Origin of the sequence: Pedobacter superstes (genome assembly GCF_037622515.1) — a bacterium.
Taxonomy (GTDB): Bacteria; Bacteroidota; Bacteroidia; order Sphingobacteriales; family Sphingobacteriaceae; genus Paradesertivirga; species Paradesertivirga superstes.
This window is the reverse complement of record NZ_JBBJCN010000005.1, coordinates 392,619-408,232: the sequence shown is the minus strand read 5'-3', so window position 1 is coordinate 408,232 and position 15,614 is coordinate 392,619. Positions and strand designations below refer to the sequence as shown.

Annotated in this window: 15 protein-coding genes and 1 riboswitch; of the genes, 5 read left to right on the top strand and 10 right to left on the bottom strand. The window is 38.5% G+C overall.

Translation table 11 applies throughout. The features are described 5' to 3' along the window. Positions 1-2: 2 nt before the first annotated feature. On the bottom strand, positions 3-818 hold the full coding sequence (panB, locus tag WG906_RS15765) for a 3-methyl-2-oxobutanoate hydroxymethyltransferase (RefSeq protein ID WP_339993791.1): 816 nt from the start codon (positions 816-818) through the stop codon (positions 3-5). A gap of 263 nt (positions 819-1,081) precedes the next feature. On the opposite strand from panB, the gene carA reads away from it, so the two are divergent. The 3 genes from carA to WG906_RS15750 all read left to right on the top strand — a co-directional run bounded on the left by carA (position 1,082) and on the right by WG906_RS15750 (position 4,177). Beyond that, positions 1,082-2,188 carry a glutamine-hydrolyzing carbamoyl-phosphate synthase small subunit gene (carA, locus tag WG906_RS15760; protein ID WP_339993790.1) on the top strand — a complete coding sequence of 369 codons (1,107 nt, stop codon included), beginning with the start codon at positions 1,082-1,084 and terminating at the stop codon, positions 2,186-2,188. Between the two features lie 191 nt (positions 2,189-2,379). After that, positions 2,380-3,675: a phosphopyruvate hydratase gene (gene eno / locus WG906_RS15755; RefSeq protein WP_339993789.1), complete on the top strand. Its 1,296-nt coding sequence runs from the start codon at positions 2,380-2,382 to the stop codon at positions 3,673-3,675. Between the two features lie 199 nt (positions 3,676-3,874). Continuing rightward, the gene (locus WG906_RS15750; RefSeq protein ID WP_339993788.1) at positions 3,875-4,177 is read left to right on the top strand and encodes an FtsB family cell division protein; all 303 of its coding nucleotides are present in this window, start codon (positions 3,875-3,877) and stop codon (positions 4,175-4,177) included. 18 nt (positions 4,178-4,195) lie between these two features. Here the strand turns inward: WG906_RS15750 and WG906_RS15745 are convergent, their stop codons facing one another. The 7 genes from WG906_RS15745 to WG906_RS15715 form a co-directional block, all read right to left on the bottom strand. Next, the gene (locus WG906_RS15745) at positions 4,196-6,304 is read right to left on the bottom strand and encodes a hypothetical protein (protein WP_339993787.1); all 2,109 of its coding nucleotides are present in this window, start codon (positions 6,302-6,304) and stop codon (positions 4,196-4,198) included. A gap of 39 nt (positions 6,305-6,343) precedes the next feature. After that, entirely contained in the window at positions 6,344-7,087 is a 744-nt protein-coding gene (gene fabG / locus WG906_RS15740) for a 3-oxoacyl-[acyl-carrier-protein] reductase (RefSeq protein ID WP_339993786.1), read from the bottom strand. A 60-nt stretch (positions 7,088-7,147) separates the two neighbouring features. Further along, entirely contained in the window at positions 7,148-7,420 is a 273-nt protein-coding gene (locus WG906_RS15735; protein WP_339993785.1) for a cysteine-rich CWC family protein, read from the bottom strand. Between the two features lie 56 nt (positions 7,421-7,476). Further along, on the bottom strand, positions 7,477-9,855 hold the full coding sequence (locus WG906_RS15730) for a ribonucleoside-diphosphate reductase subunit alpha (RefSeq protein WP_339993784.1): 2,379 nt from the start codon (positions 9,853-9,855) through the stop codon (positions 7,477-7,479). A gap of 146 nt (positions 9,856-10,001) precedes the next feature. After that, a complete protein-coding gene (locus WG906_RS15725; RefSeq protein WP_339993782.1) occupies positions 10,002-10,973 on the bottom strand; it encodes a ribonucleoside-diphosphate reductase small subunit in 972 nt (323 codons plus the stop codon). Between the two features lie 109 nt (positions 10,974-11,082). Continuing rightward, positions 11,083-11,299, bottom strand: a riboswitch (cobalamin riboswitch). Between the two features lie 105 nt (positions 11,300-11,404). After that, positions 11,405-11,755 (bottom strand): septal ring lytic transglycosylase RlpA family protein, encoded by a 351-nt coding sequence (locus tag WG906_RS15720; protein ID WP_339993781.1) that lies wholly within the window; start codon positions 11,753-11,755, stop codon positions 11,405-11,407. Between the two features lie 101 nt (positions 11,756-11,856). Then, on the bottom strand, positions 11,857-12,330 hold the full coding sequence (locus WG906_RS15715) for a methionine-R-sulfoxide reductase (protein ID WP_339993780.1): 474 nt from the start codon (positions 12,328-12,330) through the stop codon (positions 11,857-11,859). Positions 12,331-12,460: 130 nt separating this feature from the next. Here WG906_RS15715 and rlmH point away from each other — a divergent pair, with 130 nt between their 5' ends. Then, on the top strand, positions 12,461-12,934 hold the full coding sequence (gene rlmH, locus WG906_RS15710; RefSeq protein ID WP_339993779.1) for a 23S rRNA (pseudouridine(1915)-N(3))-methyltransferase RlmH: 474 nt from the start codon (positions 12,461-12,463) through the stop codon (positions 12,932-12,934). 164 nt (positions 12,935-13,098) lie between these two features. On the opposite strand, the gene WG906_RS15705 is transcribed toward rlmH, so the two are convergent. Together WG906_RS15705 and WG906_RS15700 are read right to left on the bottom strand one after the other, a co-directional pair. After that, a complete protein-coding gene (locus WG906_RS15705) occupies positions 13,099-13,617 on the bottom strand; it encodes a DUF5606 family protein (RefSeq protein ID WP_339993777.1) in 519 nt (172 codons plus the stop codon). A 142-nt stretch (positions 13,618-13,759) separates the two neighbouring features. Further along, entirely contained in the window at positions 13,760-14,197 is a 438-nt protein-coding gene (locus WG906_RS15700) for a peptidylprolyl isomerase (RefSeq protein WP_339993776.1), read from the bottom strand. A 200-nt stretch (positions 14,198-14,397) separates the two neighbouring features. Between WG906_RS15700 and WG906_RS15695 the strand changes: the two genes are divergently transcribed. Then, positions 14,398-15,579, top strand: coding sequence for an asparagine synthetase B (locus WG906_RS15695; protein WP_339993828.1), 1,182 nt, complete (start codon positions 14,398-14,400; stop codon positions 15,577-15,579). Positions 15,580-15,614 lie beyond the last annotated feature (35 nt).

The window sequence follows — 15,614 nt, the reverse complement described above, 5'->3', positions numbered from 1 at the left end:
AATTAGTATTGCTCTTTTTCGTTAGGAAAATCGTTGTTTTTGACATCTGAAACGTAAGCCTTAACAGCCCCATTCATTAATTCATACAGATTTAGGTATTGGCGAAGAAACCGCGGCCTAAACCCTTTATTTAAACCCATCATATCATGCACAACGAGAACCTGACCGTCGCAATCGGCGCCTGCACCAATGCCAATAGTTGGAATGCGCACCGAATTTGTTACTTCGGCAGCAAGCGAAGCCGGAATTTTTTCAAGCACAACAGCAAAACAACCACTCTCCTGTAAAATTAGAATGTCGTCTTTAAGCTTCCGGGCCTCTGCTTCTTCCTTCGCCCGTACAGAATAGGTTCCGAATTTATATATAGATTGTGGCGTTAAACCTAAATGACCCATTACCGGAATTCCGGCAGCTATAATCCGTTCAACAGACTCTTTAATTTCTATACCACCCTCCAGTTTCACCGCATGGGCCCCCGATTCTTTCATAATTCGAATAGCCGAATTCAAAGCTTCCTTTGAGTTTCCCTGATAAGAACCAAAAGGCAGATCGACCACAATTAATGCCCTGTTAACAGCCCGAACAACAGATGCGGCATGATAAATCATCTGGTCTAATGTTATAGGCAAAGTAGTTTCGTGACCCGCCATTACGTTTGAGGCAGAATCGCCCACCAATATTACATCAATACCCGCCTCATCAACAATTTTCGCCATGGAAAAATCGTATGAAGTTAGCATCGCTATTTTTTCACTTTTCAGTTTCATTTCCTGAAGAGTGTTGGTAGTAATGCGTTTAATATCTTTATGTACAGACATGTTTATAATTATTCTTCATGTCAAAGGTAGAAAGTAAAATTCAAACAGAAGTTTTTTTCGCTTTATCATAAAAAACCTGATAAATTTTGTACTTTTGTCCCCCGTGAAATTTGAAGTAAACTGCTTCAGCCTGTTGCCCCCAGCAGCCGGAAATCCTTCCGGGAAAACTCGATATTTTTATTTTTTTTACCAAAAAAATGATTCAGTTCGCGCAAGTGCCGGAACGTCAGTAGAAAAACAACATTTAAATAACATAAATTAAAATGACATATTACACCAAATTACCTGCTGTATTATTACTTGAAGACGGAACCGTGTACCATGGGAAAGCTGCGGGAAAAATTGGCACTACCACTGGCGAAATTTGTTTTAATACCGGCATGACCGGCTATCAGGAAGTATTTACAGACCCTTCTTATTTTGGCCAGATAATGGTTACCACCAACGCTCATATTGGGAACTATGGTGTGCATGATGAGGAAATTGAGTCGGGTGATATTAAAATTGCCGGCCTGGTTTGTAAGAACTTTAATATAGCTTTCAGTAGAAAACAATCCGACAAATCTATTCAGGATTATTTCCAGGAAGAAAATATAGTTGGCATTTCTGATGTTGATACCCGCTCTTTGGTTAGGCATATCAGAGATAAAGGGGCTATGAATGCTATTATTTCTTCAGAAATCCTCGACCTTGAAACTTTAAAAGCCAGGCTCGCTGAAGTTCCTTCGATGGCAGGACTTGAGCTTTCTTCGAAAGTTTCCACAAAAGAACCTTACTTCTATGGCAACGAACAGGGCAAGCACCGGGTTGCAGTACTTGATTTAGGAGTGAAGAAAAATATCCTGAGAAATTTCGACAACAGGGACGTTTATGTAAAAGTGTTCCCAGCAAAAACTTCATTCGAAGAAATGGAAAGATGGGGTGCAGATGGTTATTTCATCTCTAACGGCCCCGGCGATCCTTCAGCGATGCCATATGCTGTAGAAACGGTTAAAAAAGCTCTGGCAGCTGATAAACCATTGTTCGGAATATGCCTGGGCCACCAGTTACTGGCTTTGGCCAATGACATTAAAACGATGAAGATGTTTAATGGCCACCGTGGTCTTAATCATCCTGTAAAAAATATAATAATTGACCATTGCGAAGTGACATCTCAGAACCATGGTTTCGGAGTTGTTCCTGACGATGTTAAAAATTCTGACAAAGTAGAAATCACACACTTAAACCTTAACGATAACTCAATTGAAGGAATAAGAGTAAAAAATAAAAAAGCATTTTCCGTTCAATACCACCCTGAGTCATCGCCGGGTCCGCACGATTCGCGGTATCTGTTCGACCAGTTTGTGAGTTTGATGGACACTAAAAACTAAAAGAAATCCCGCTGATATTCACAGATTAGCGGGATTTTTATTTAGTATTTGACAGATATCTGTTTATAAATAGATTGAAAATACTATTTTTGGCAGAAATTATTTCTTAGTGTTCTTTTTACACTAAGAAAATGCACTAAAAAGAGAAATAATATCGCAAATAGCGATTGATAACAATAAATTAACAAACAATGAGCTTAATTTTAGACGTTCACGCCCGTCAGATCCTTGATTCTCGTGGCAATCCTACTATCGAAGTAGATGTAATTACAGAAAATGGCATTCTTGGTCGTGCTGCAGTACCATCGGGTGCGTCAACAGGTATGCATGAAGCGGTTGAGCTTCGTGACAACGACAAGGCAACATACATGGGTAAAGGAGTGTTGAATGCTGTTAAAAATGTAAACGAAATATTAGCTAAGGAGTTAAAAGGATTGGATGTATTTGAGCAAAATGCAATTGATTCTGTAATGCTTGCTATTGACGGCACAGAGAACAAAGGAAAAATCGGAGCGAACGCTATCTTAGGTGTTTCTTTAGCGGTGGCTAAAGCGGCAGCACAGGAAAGTCGCCAGCCTTTATATCGTTATATAGGCGGTGTAAATGCAAATACATTACCAATCCCGATGATGAACATCATCAATGGTGGATCTCATTCAGATGCACCTATTGCTTTCCAGGAATTCATGATTATGCCTGCAGGTGCTCCTTCATTCTCAGAAGCATTACGTTGGGGAACTGAGGTATTTCATAACTTAAAAAAGATCTTACACGATAGAGGGCTTTCTACTGCAGTAGGAGACGAAGGTGGTTTTGCTCCGGCTTTTGATGGTACTGAAGACGCAGCTGAAACTATTTTGAAAGCAATTGAAAAAGCTGGCTACAAACCAGGTGTTGATATTTTTTTAGCGCTTGACTGTGCTTCTTCTGAATTTTACAAAGACGGAAAATACGATTATACAAAATTTGAAGGCTCGAAAGGCGCTATACGCACCAGCGCTGAACAAGTTGATTACCTAACTCAATTAACTGAAAAATATCCGATCATCTCTATTGAAGATGGTATGGACGAAAATGATTGGGATGGCTGGAAATTATTGACCGAAAGAATTGGTGATAAAGTTCAATTAGTTGGGGATGATTTATTTGTAACTAACGTAACTCGTCTTCAAAGAGGTATTGATACCAATACAGGAAACTCCATCTTAGTAAAAGTAAACCAAATCGGTTCATTAACAGAAACTATTAACGCAGTTTCATTAGCACAAACTAATGGATACACGTCTGTAATGTCTCACCGTTCTGGTGAGACAGAAGATGTAACTATCGCTGATTTAGCGGTTGCTTTAAACTGTGGACAAATAAAAACTGGTTCTGCATCACGTTCAGACAGGATAGCAAAATACAACCAGTTACTTCGTATTGAAGAAGAACTAGGTGCTTCTGCGAAGTTTATTGGAAAAGACTTTAAGTTTTTGAAAAAATAATCCTTTTTGCATACAATCAGAAAGCCCGCTTGCCGGGCTTTCTCTGTTTACAGGCAATTTCTGGAACATTAAACTCATCCCTCCGGCTAGAGAACCAGTGATTATCAATCCATTAGTTTATAATTTCTATGCCGAATCTTAAAATTTTAATGGCACAGGATTTAAAGGAAAGAATTTTATTGTAAGTTTGTAATACCCAATGAAAAGAATAGTAGAGTTATTTCGTCATAAATATTTTTTAGTCAGCATCTGTTTTCTGGTGTGGATGTTATTTTTCGACCGGAATGATCTTCTATCTCAATATGAGTACCGATCTCAATTAAATAAGTTTAAAGAAGAAAAAGCTTTTTATATCACACAGATTGAGCAAGTTGAAAAAGATTTGGATGAGCTTACTACAAACAGGGAGCGTTTAGAAAAATTTGCCAGGGAAAAATACCTGATGAAAAAAGATGACGAAGACGTATTTGTAATCATCAGGGAGAAACCTGCAGAAGATTAGCCGAGTAAAATCTGACTCTTAAACTTCGCCATTTCGTTTCCTCAGAAACCATTCGGTAGAAATCAGCGCAAGAATAAGGAAGAAAATAATCTTGAGACTTATTAAGTCTTCATACCTTCTGTCCTCGTAAGAAATCGTCTTAATAAGTTCGTTTCGTTTTATTTTGTCAGCAAGAGTTTTGATATCAGAAGGATAAAATAATTCGCCGTTATTAAGAGCGGAAAGATTGTACAGCAACTGATGATTCGCTGTTGTCTGCCTGTATTCTGTTTGTTGCTCAACCACAGCAAACTGGCCTGATGCTGAATACTTTGTTTTTCCAAGTTGCGTGCTGGCAGAGTAGGAATATTCTCCTGAAGGTAAAATACCAGCATTTAGAATGTAAGCATTTCCTGTTCTAGTAAACAAATAGGGATAGGTTTTTGAATTACCCTGTTTTAAAGTAATGGCCACGTCTGGACTATTAATCAACTCATAACTATCATTATACAGTTCGGCATTTAAAATCACATTCTCGCTTTCATCAAAAGTATTCTTAGCAGGATAGACCCTAAACTTTCGCTTATCATCTTTTGTCACCATAAACTGGATTACCTTAGTGAGTAACTCATCAACAGCCTTGTGTGTGCCCGTTTCCTTAAAATCTTCTAATCGCCATCTCCATAAACCTTCTCCGGTAAGAACTCCAACTTTCTTATCAGCATCTTTAGAAAACAATAAAAGAGGCCGGGTAGTGGCAAGCTTGCCTATTTGTTGATTAAATAGTATTGAAGCCGGAGATTTGACAGCGTAACTCCCAAATGGTGAAAGTAAGGGTGCAAAGTTTTGAAGGTTATTCAGTGTTTGCTCTGATAAAGTAAACTCATAAAAGTCATCGTTCACTTTTGCGATAACTTCTTCTGAAGCACTTGCCGAGTTGATAGTCAATAAACTTTGCATCGCAGAAAACGAGGATACATCGGTCTGGGCACCCAAAATATACCAGACAGGTTTATTTCCCGCCTGTTGTAAAATGGGCTTTATGTCCGTTCCGGCAGATGGAAGCTGATGCAATATGATTAATCCTGCATCAGTAATATCAGAAGATTTATAGTCTGATATTAATACGCTTTTTACTTCATAGTTCTTATTAAGTTCGATTGACTGTTTAATTGCGGAAATATCAGGATGAGGGGAATTAGCAAGAATAACCACCTTATTTTTGCCATCAATTACCTCCACAAAAAACGTTTGAGTATTATTTTGAGTGGATAGCTCGCCTGATACCGGAGATAAATTTACAGTAAATCTCTGAATGCCCTTTTTCTTTGCAGATAATGTAACTGGAATATTCAAACGAAATTCATTTGAACCAACCACGATGCCCTTACTAAACACGGTACCGGAACTACCTGAAACACTCAACCGGCTGGAAATGCCCCTGCTTTGAAAAGCCTCAATGCTTATTTCCACCTGAAAGTCGTTCCCGAGATAAGCTATGTTATTATAATTCACATTAGCGATGAGTAGATCTTTTTTAGCAATTGTGTCGCCCAGTGCAATTGTGTAAACTGGTGACTTAAGATTCTGTGCCTCGTATTCCGGGTTACCACCCTGATTATAAATACCATCTGATGATAAAATTACAGCGCCAATATTTCTATTCGGGTATTGCTCATTTATATGCTTAAATAAAGAATTAATATCCGTCAGTGATTCTTTATAGTTTAAGTTTAAGCCTGTTTTAACCGTTGTACCGAAGGTGAGCGACTTTACCTCGTGATTTTTAGAAAGCTCTTTCTCTAAATCTTTTAAATCCTTTGTATAATCCGCAGTATCAAAGTTGAGCGGTTTGGAAAGTGATATTGAAGCAGAATTATCCTGAGCAAGAATTATAAGCGGCTTTTCTGTTGTATTTGCCGAAAATTTAATCATCGGCGCAACTAATAAAAAGGCAATAGAAGCCACTGCTAAACTTCTTAAAGCAAATAGGGATTTATTTAATGAAGAATTTAGCTGCCTGGGTTTATATAGAAGAATAGCATAGCCAATGCCAAGCAAAATGCAGAACAGCAACGATAAAAAGGTAGTTGAAGTAAACTGAAGCTGAAACAAAAATGGCATATCTACAGAACGTAAATATGCCATTTTTTATTTAAAGCGGTATAAAAATCAAAATTGTTACAATTATAACATTCCTCCATCAACAGCAATTACCTGTCCGGTGATGTATGAACTTAAATCTGATGCCAGAAACACACAAGCATTTGCTACATCTTCTGTTTGGCCTGCACGCTTAAGCGGTATACCCGCTTCCCAGCCTTCCACAACTTTTGGATCCAGAACTTCAGTCATCTCAGTTTTAATGAAACCTGGGGCAACAACGTTTGTACGAATATTTCTTGAACCCAGTTCTTTAGCCATTGATTTTGAAAACCCGATAATGCCAGCTTTAGAAGCTGCATAATTACTCTGACCCGCATTTCCCTGAACACCAACAACAGAGCTCATATTAATAAAAACGCCTTTACGGTTTTTCATCATAATTTTCGAGGCTGCTTTTGTCACATTGAAAATCGATTTTAAGTTCACTTCTAAAACCTCATCCCATTGTTGTTCGCTCATACGCATTAATAACCCGTCTTTGGTGATACCGGCGTTATTTACCACGATATCTACTGTACCGAAATCTGCCACTATATCCGTTATTAATTGCTCTGCCTGATCGAATTTAGAAGCATCCGAACGATAGCCTTTTACTTTGGTTCCTGCAGTCTTTAATTCCTGCTCTAAAGCAAGGCCTTTTTCAACAGAAGATAAATATGTAAAGGCAACGTTAGCACCATGCTCGGCAAATTTCTCGGCTATTTTGCGTCCAATTCCCTTCGAGGCGCCAGTTATCAATGCCGTTTTTCCTTCAAGTAATTTCATAAAAATTTATTTTCGGCGTGAAGTTAGAGTTTTTTAAAGAAAGTCAAAAAGAGAAGTGACTTACAATTTTGAGATTGATGGATTAGTGTTAATATCTACGGTATTGATCATTTTCAGATACTCTTTTTGCAAATCTAAAAGACAATCCGCACATAAACATCCATCGTAATTCTCACAGATATACTGAGTTTCGTTTAAACTAAGCTGAACTTTTGAACATTGACATTTGGTATAAGAATTCGCTTTACACTCAATGCGGTTTCCACATCGTTCACAGGGTATTATTTCGTGTTTTGTCAATTGAATGCGGCTTATTAAATAAGTACCAGCCACCCTGGAGGTGTCTGATACTTTAAATTAGATTAGCTAAATTTTCAAATTTACCGATTCTATCCAGAACAACTTATACAGCCTTCTTCCATAGAACAAACCGGACCAGCGGGAATTTCCTCCTCAACATCAATGACCTGCCCCGGAAGTACAGGCTCCATATTTTTTCCTGCCTGATTCTCTACCGTAAATTTAACTGCCTGAGAAGCCGCCTGTGTTCTGAGATAATACATTCCGGTTTTCAAGCCTTTCTTCCAGGCATAAAAATGCATGGATGTAAGCTTAGATGAATTTGGAGAATTGATAAACAAGTTCAGAGACTGCGACTGGCAAATATAGGCGCCCCTATCGGCAGCCATATCAATGATTGTCCGCATTTTAATTTCCCAAACAGTTTTGTACAAAGCCTTTATCTCAACAGGTATTTCTTCAATATCCTGGATAGAGCCATTTGCGGTAATAATTTTATTCTTCATATCATTATTCCACAAACCAAGATTCACTAAATCTTTAAGAAGATGTTTGTTAACAACCATAAACTCACCGCTCAAAACACGACGAGTATAAATATTGGAAGTGTAGGGTTCGAAGCATTCATTATTTCCAAGTATTTGGGATGTGGAAGCTGTAGGCATAGGAGCTACTAATAAAGAATTTCTCACGCCATGATTCATCACATCCAGACGTAAATTATCCCAATCCCATCTGTTGCTTGCCGGGGCAACGTTCCACAAATCGAATTGAAACTGGCCCTTTGACAATGGTGAGCCCTTAAACGATTCATAAGCACCTTCCTTAATCGCCAAATCTTTTGACGCTGTCATTGCAGCGAAATAAATGGTCTCAAAAATCTCTTTATTTAATTGCTGAGCTTCATCACTTTCGAAAGGCAAACGCAAAAGAATAAAAGCATCTGCTAAGCCCTGCACGCCTAAACCTACCGGACGATGCCTCATATTTGAATTTCTGGCTTCCTCAACGGGATAATAATTATGGTCAATTATCTTATTGAGATTTAATGTTACCTGGTAAGTTACTTCATATAATTTCTGGTGGTCGAACACACCATTCGTGATGTAGCGTGGTAATGCAAGAGATGCAAGATTGCAAACTGCAATTTCATCAGCAGAGGTATATTCTAATATTTCGGTGCAAAGATTTGAACTCTTAATCGTTCCAAGATTTTGCTGATTAGATTTCCGGTTTGCTGCATCCTTATATAAAAGATAAGGAGTTCCTGTTTCAACCTGAGCATCTAAAATTGCGAACCAAAGTTCCTGAGCCTTGACTGTTTTTCTTGCTCTTCCCTCCTGCTCATACTTTGTATATAGGGTTTCAAATTCGTCGCCCCAGCATTCGTGCAGTCCAGGTGCTTCATGGGGACAGAACAGACTCCAGTCTTCATTTGCTTCTACCCGCTTCATAAATAAATCGCAAATCCATAAGGCAAGAAATAAATCGCGGGCGCGCATTTCCTCTTTTCCGTGATTTTTCCGAAGATCAAGAAATTCAAATACGTCCGCATGCCATGGCTCAAGGTAAACGGCAAAAGCTCCTTTTCGTTTACCTCCTCCCTGATCAACATATCTTGCAGTATCATTAAACACCCTTAGCATCGGCACAATTCCATTACTGGTCCCATTTGTGCCGCTGATATAAGATCCTGTTGCCCTGACATTATGAATGCTTAAACCAATACCGCCGGCACTTTGAGATATCTTTGCAGTTTGCTTTAACGTATCATAAATTCCATCAATGCTGTCATCTTTCATTGTAAGCAAAAAGCAAGATGACATCTGAGGCTTTGGGGTGCCTGCATTAAATAAGGTCGGAGTTGCGTGAGTGAACCATCGCTCAGAAATCAGATTATACGTTTTGATAACGCTGTCGATGTCACTTTTGTGTATCCCTACAGCAACCCGCATAAACATGTGTTGAGGGCGCTCCGCAATCTCACCGTCAAGTTTTAACAGGTATGACTTTTCGAGAGTTTTAAATCCGAAATAGTCAAATCCAAAATCACGATCGTAAATTATGGTGCTATCCAGAATGATTGAGTTTTCATCAATAATTTCCATTACATCATCTGCAATTAGCGATGCTGCCTTCTCAATCTTCGGATCTATATACTGATGCAGTTTCCGCATGGTTTCTGAAAAAGACTTGGTAGTATTTTTGTGCAGATTAGAAACCGCTATACGGGATGCCAGCAAAGCGTAATCAGGATGTTTGGTTGTAAGGGATGCTGCTGTTTCTGCAGCAAGATTATCCAGCTCCGAAGTCGTTACTCCATCAAATAAGCCTTCAATTACCTTCTTAGCAACATCAATCGGGTCAACCAAAGAGGGGTTTAATCCATAGCACAGCTTTTCAATCCTGGCTGTTATTTTATCGAACTTTACGGTTTCTTTTGTTCCGTTTCTTTTTATTACAAACATTGAGGGGAGATTTGAGATGTGAGAGATGAGATTTGAGTACTTGCAAATCTCATCAGTTATTTAGTTCTATAATATTATGAATCAATTGAGATGTTAAGTTAGTAGACTGTCTCATATCTAAAATCTCACATCTCATATCTAGCAGATCAGAAATCCTCGTCCAGAGAAAACGCCTGACTTCCTTCATTTACCGACATGACACCGCTTTTCTGATAATCGCCAACACGCTTTTCGAAAAAGTTTGTTTTTCCCTGGAGTGAGATCATTTCCATAAAGTCGAATGGGTTTGTTACACCAAACATTTTGTCGTATCCCAGTTCAGATAACCATCTGTCGGCTACGAACTCGATGTACTGGCTCATAAGTTTGGCGTTCATCCCTATAAGTGCAACCGGCAAAGCATCAGTGATAAACTCTTTTTCAATACTAACAGCATCCGAAATTATTTGAAATACTTCTTCCTGAGAAAGTCTGTTTTTCAACATGCTGTAAAGCAAACATGCAAATTCACAATGCAGCCCTTCGTCACGTGATATGAGTTCGTTGCTGAATGTTAAACCCGGCATTAGTCCGCGCTTTTTCAGCCAGAAAATGGAGCAGAAACTTCCGCTGAAAAAAATACCTTCTACTGCAGCAAAGGCTACCAGTCGCTGAGCAAAACTGCCATTATCAATCCATCGTAATGCCCAATCAGCTTTTTTCTTCACACAGGGAACGGTATCAATGGCATGAAACAGGCGGTCCTTTTCGGCATGATCCTTAATGTATGTGTCGATCAACAAAGCGTACGTTTCGGAGTGAATATTCTCCATCATGATTTGAAACCCATAGAAGCAACGTGCCTCGGGCACCTGCACTTCATTCATAAAGTTTACCGCAAGGTTTTCATTTACAATTCCGTCGCTTGCTGCGAAAAATGCAAGAATGTGCGACACAAAATGCTTTTCTCCGGAATTCAGATTTTCCCAATCTTTTAAATCGCCGGAAAGATCGATCTCTTCGGCTGTCCAGAAACTGGCTTCATGCTTTTTGTACATCTCCCAGATAGCGGGATAGTTAATCGGCAGGATCACAAAACGATCCTTGTTTTCTTTGAGTAATATTTCGTCCTGTTGCATAGCAGTTTAAATTTAATTAATGCGAAACAGGAATTGACAAAAGACGGGTATTCCATAAAGCAGGAGCTAAACGGAGACGAGCTTCTGTCAAAACCTTATACGTGAAAGTTTTGACAAAATCATTCTGGCAGGTGTCTGGCTTGGAATATTATAGTTTATTAGTCATGGGTATATCAGTGATTAGTTTTATGTACTAATGACTAATGAACTTAAGAACTAATGAAATACCTCCTTACAGTTGCACGTCAGCCCGTGATTTTAACACGGTTCCCTTTTAATCATAGCTCGGCATTGCTTAACTATGAACCTGAATGAAATATGTGAAAGAACTTATTGAAACAAATATAGGTGTGATTGAATGAAGTGCACCGGGGAAGTTTTAAACAGGAGAATAGTTTTAAACAATATGGGCAAGAGGTGCCTTTAACCGGCTATTTCTTTTTGTATTTTATTTCAACAGATGCTACTCCCTCTTCAAGCATCCCAATTTTACGCGCAGCTTTCTTTGAAAGATCAATAATTCTACCAGACACAAAAGGCCCTCTGTCATTTATTTTTACTTTAACAGACTGTCCATTTTTAAGATTCGTTACCCTAACCTTAGTACCGAAAGGTAATGACTTATGCGCGGCAGTTCGTTTTGAATTTCGAAACTTCTCACCGCTGGCCGTCTTTTTCCCGTTAAACTTTTTTGCATAGAACGAGGCCTTCCCGGTTTGGGTTACGGTTTCTGAGCAGGAAGACAAAAAAAATAAAGACAGCAGCAGGTATTGACATCTCATCCAATAAAAGTAAAACTTATTAAAAAAAACAATCCCAAAAGTTTTCCACTTTTGGGATTGAATGTCAATAAACATTAAGCTTAAAACACCCTGATAAGAGATTATTTCTTTGCAGCGGGAATAAAATTCATCGAAATTGAATTAACACAATGACGGGTATTCTTCGACGTAAATCCTTCTCCTAAAAACACATGCCCTAAATGGCCGCCACATTTGGCACAAACAATTTCTGTCCGCATACCATCAGGATCTGGGATTCGTTTTACGGCCCCTTTAATTTCATCATCAAAACTAGGCCATCCGCAGTGTGAATCGAACTTGCTATCCGAAATGTAAAGAGGGTTATTGCATCGCTTGCACGTATAAGTACCTTTTTCTTTATTATTAAGGAGTGTTCCTGTCCCGGGATACTCCGTTCCTTTATTTACAATTACCCGTTCTTCTTCGGGAGTTAATTTATTGTATTCCATTTTCTTTGCATTATTAATTGAAGCTTCTTTTACAGTCTTTTTATCCTGCCCGCACGAATAAAATGCTATGCATAATAAACTTGCTATTATATATATGGTTTTCATCACATCAATAAGTTTTTATCACTCTCTATTATATACGTTTATTTGGCATAAAATAGTTTTATACGCTTAGAATTTATAATAGAAGCTGAATCAAATATAGCGGTACCTTTGTTAAGATTAAAAATTTAGCATGAAGATAACTTTTCTGGTATTAGGAAAAACAGAAGATAGCTATTTAAAAGAAGGAATAGAGAAATACTTGAAACGATTAAAACACTATGTCAAATTTGAAATAGTTGAAATACCTGAGTTAAAAAACACGAAAAACCTCTCGGAGGATCAGCAAAAACTAAAAGAAGCAGAACTTATATCAAAAAACTTAAGCAACACCGATTATATTGTTTTGCTGGATGAAAAAGGACAAGAATTTAGCTCTGTCCAATTTTCGGGATTTATAAGCAAAAAAATGCTCTCGAGCGTGCAAAACCTGGTTTTTATTGTAGGAGGACCGTACGGATTTGATAACAGTTTGCTAACAACAGCCAACGAAAAGCTGTCTCTTTCAAAAATGACTTTTTCACATCAGATGGTTCGACTTTTTTTTGTTGAACAGGTTTACAGGGCATTCAGCATTCTTAAAGGGGAGCCTTACCACCACGAATAATCACATTATAGACACAAATATTATGCTACCATCGGATTATAAAAGAAGATATAGATTCAAAGGAATAAATCCATCGAAAGAACAAAAGCAGTTTTGGTTAATGTTTCTGCTGGCTTTATTAATCGTAACAGCTATTATGTACTTTTTTTAACCTAAGAAGCTGGCTATTCGGCAGCTTTCTTAGGTTTTTTTGCCGTGGCTTTTTTTGCAGGCTTTACTTCTTCGACTTTAGCAGACACTTCTTCTTCAACCGCCGCAACGTTTTTTTCAACAGATACAGGTTCTTCTGAAGGCGTTCCTGCGGTCTCAGTAAACAGCGGAAGATCTTTTATCAGATTGAACCATGTAATGATTTTCTTCATATCAGAAGCATAAACACGGTCCTCATCATGCTGAGAGGCTACTTCTCTAAAATACTTGCGCAAAGTTACGCCATCAGATTTTGGATCAGGGATGGATGAAGAGCCCTTCATGTTTTCAAAAATATCAATCAGTTTCAGATCTTCATCTTCGCCAAAAATTGTAATATCTTCCAAGGACGCTAATTTTGCTGTAGTTAAATTCACTATCAGCTTTAATTTCTGTTCATCCAAACTTTCAAGTACAAATCCAGATTTATTTTGACCTATAATTTTATACAAACCCGGTTTACCTGAAACTGCTACTAATCCTTTTAAATTCATTTTTGTGAGATATGAGATTTGAGATTTAGACATGCGAACTAATCGCATAACTAAATCATTATCAAAAAATAAATGTGAGTAAAGAAATAAGATTTGACATCAAGTTCTCAAATCTTATTTCTCAGGTCTCACATCCAATTTACTATTCTTCAATTATATCAATGCTTAAAATTTTGTCGCCTGCTTTAATCGCATCAACAACTTCTACATTTTCAATTACTTTACCAAAGCAAGTATGGTTTCTATCCAAATGCGCGGTATTGTTGCGGCTATGGCAAATAAAGAATTGAGAACTTCCTGTATCCCGTCCGGCATGAGCCATAGACAATACACCTCTGTCGTGATATTGATTCTCACCTGTTAATTCGCATTTGATTCTGGTACCAGAGCCACCCGCTCCTGTGCCTGTGGGATCGCCGCCCTGAATTACAAAATCAGGAATAACTCGGTGAAAAGTTACGCCATTATAAAAACCGGACTTAGCTAACCCCAAAAAATTAGCTACGGTATTAGGCGCATCTTTATCGTAGAACTGTACGGTCATGTCACCTTTTTCTGTTTTAATTATTGCTTTGCTCATAAGTTTCAAAAATAACGAGTGGGCAAAGGTAATTATTTCAGCGGCATTGGGTAATCACTTTTTAAAAATCGATTATTCACCGCTTAATTTATACCTTTAAGCTAATAAATTACGTTATTGCATTCATGTTTAAATGGCAATTTACCTTTCTGTGTTTAGTGATCTCACTTAGTGCCAGAGCTGCTTCCATCATCATTCCGATGGATGAAGACCAGAGGAACCATTTAAAAGCTTATGGCATCGCTTACTGGACATTAAAGAACGGCCTGGAAGCAGAATGGCTATTAAATTACAGGGGTGGAAGTTTTCTGATAAAATATGCACAGTCGTTAGAAAATGAGTGCAAAATCCGTGGCGTATCTTACGAGGTTGTCCCCGACTCAAAAGTTACGGCAATCTATAATGAAATTTCTGACCCATCGGTTAATATGGACATGGTTAAGCTTGAGAAAGCTCCTAAAATTGCCGTGTATTCTCCAAAAAGCAAATTACCATGGGATGACGCGGTTACTCTGGTTCTAACCTATGCAGAAATACCCTATGATATTATTTATGATGAAGAAGTTTTAAAAGGAAATCTTCCAAAGTATGATTGGCTTCATATGCACCATGAAGACTTTACCGGCCAGTATGGCCGTTTTTGGTCGACCTATAAATCTCATAGCTGGTACATTGCAGACGTAAAGCAACAGGAAGCTATGGCTAACAAGCTTGGCTTCAAGAAAGTTTCTGAAATGAAACTGGCTGTTGCTAAAACAATTAAAGGCTTTTGTGCAGGTGGCGGCTTCCTGTTTGCTATGTGCTCGGGCACTGACAGCTTTGACATCGCCCTGGCGGCTGATGGCGTGGATATTTGCGAAAGTATGTTCGATGGCGATGGCGCCGACCCTAAAGCCCAGGCAAAGCTGGATTTTAACCAGACCTTTGCCTTTCAAAATTTCAAGCTCGATTTAAATCCTTACAATTACGAATTTTCATCAATCGACGTCACTCAATCCCGGGTGCTTGAACGCAGCAACGACTACTTTACTTTATTTGACTTTTCGGCAAAATGGGATGTTGTTCCAACCATGCTAACTCAAAATCACGATAAGGTTATAAAAGGTTTTATGGGACAAACCACCGCCTTTCGAAAAGACCAGATAAAGCCTGATGTACTAGTGATGGGCGAAATGAAGTCGGCGAATGAAGCACGCTACATTCATGGTGACTTAGGGAAAGGCCAGTTTACTTTTTATGGCGGTCATGACCCTGAAGATTATCAGCATGCCGTAGGAGACCCTCCTACCGACTTAAATCTACATCCGAACTCGCCCGGATACAGGCTGATTTTAAATAATGTATTGTTCCCGGCAGCAAAAAAGAAAAAGCAGAAGACTTAGGGTTGATTGAAAAGTCAAAAATCAAAAATCAAAAA

Bases quoted from the DNA above. Each gene is read 5' to 3' on its own strand.
- panB (WP_339993791.1), bottom strand. From the start codon at position 818: ATGTCTGTACATAAAGATATTAAACGCATTACTACCAACACTCTTCAG.
- carA (WP_339993790.1), top strand. From the start codon at position 1,082: ATGACATATTACACCAAATTACCTGCTGTATTATTACTTGAAGACGGA.
- eno (WP_339993789.1), top strand. From the start codon at position 2,380: ATGAGCTTAATTTTAGACGTTCACGCCCGTCAGATCCTTGATTCTCGT.
- WG906_RS15750 (WP_339993788.1), top strand. From the start codon at position 3,875: ATGAAAAGAATAGTAGAGTTATTTCGTCATAAATATTTTTTAGTCAGC.
- WG906_RS15745 (WP_339993787.1), bottom strand. From the start codon at position 6,304: ATGGCATATTTACGTTCTGTAGATATGCCATTTTTGTTTCAGCTTCAG.
- fabG (WP_339993786.1), bottom strand. From the start codon at position 7,087: ATGAAATTACTTGAAGGAAAAACGGCATTGATAACTGGCGCCTCGAAG.
- WG906_RS15730 (WP_339993784.1), bottom strand. From the start codon at position 9,855: ATGTTTGTAATAAAAAGAAACGGAACAAAAGAAACCGTAAAGTTCGAT.
- WG906_RS15725 (WP_339993782.1), bottom strand. From the start codon at position 10,973: ATGCAACAGGACGAAATATTACTCAAAGAAAACAAGGATCGTTTTGTG.
- WG906_RS15720 (WP_339993781.1), bottom strand. From the start codon at position 11,755: ATGAGATGTCAATACCTGCTGCTGTCTTTATTTTTTTTGTCTTCCTGC.
- WG906_RS15715 (WP_339993780.1), bottom strand. From the start codon at position 12,330: ATGAAAACCATATATATAATAGCAAGTTTATTATGCATAGCATTTTAT.
- rlmH (WP_339993779.1), top strand. From the start codon at position 12,461: ATGAAGATAACTTTTCTGGTATTAGGAAAAACAGAAGATAGCTATTTA.
- WG906_RS15705 (WP_339993777.1), bottom strand. From the start codon at position 13,617: ATGAATTTAAAAGGATTAGTAGCAGTTTCAGGTAAACCGGGTTTGTAT.
- WG906_RS15700 (WP_339993776.1), bottom strand. From the start codon at position 14,197: ATGAGCAAAGCAATAATTAAAACAGAAAAAGGTGACATGACCGTACAG.
- WG906_RS15695 (WP_339993828.1), top strand. From the start codon at position 14,398: ATGGATGAAGACCAGAGGAACCATTTAAAAGCTTATGGCATCGCTTAC.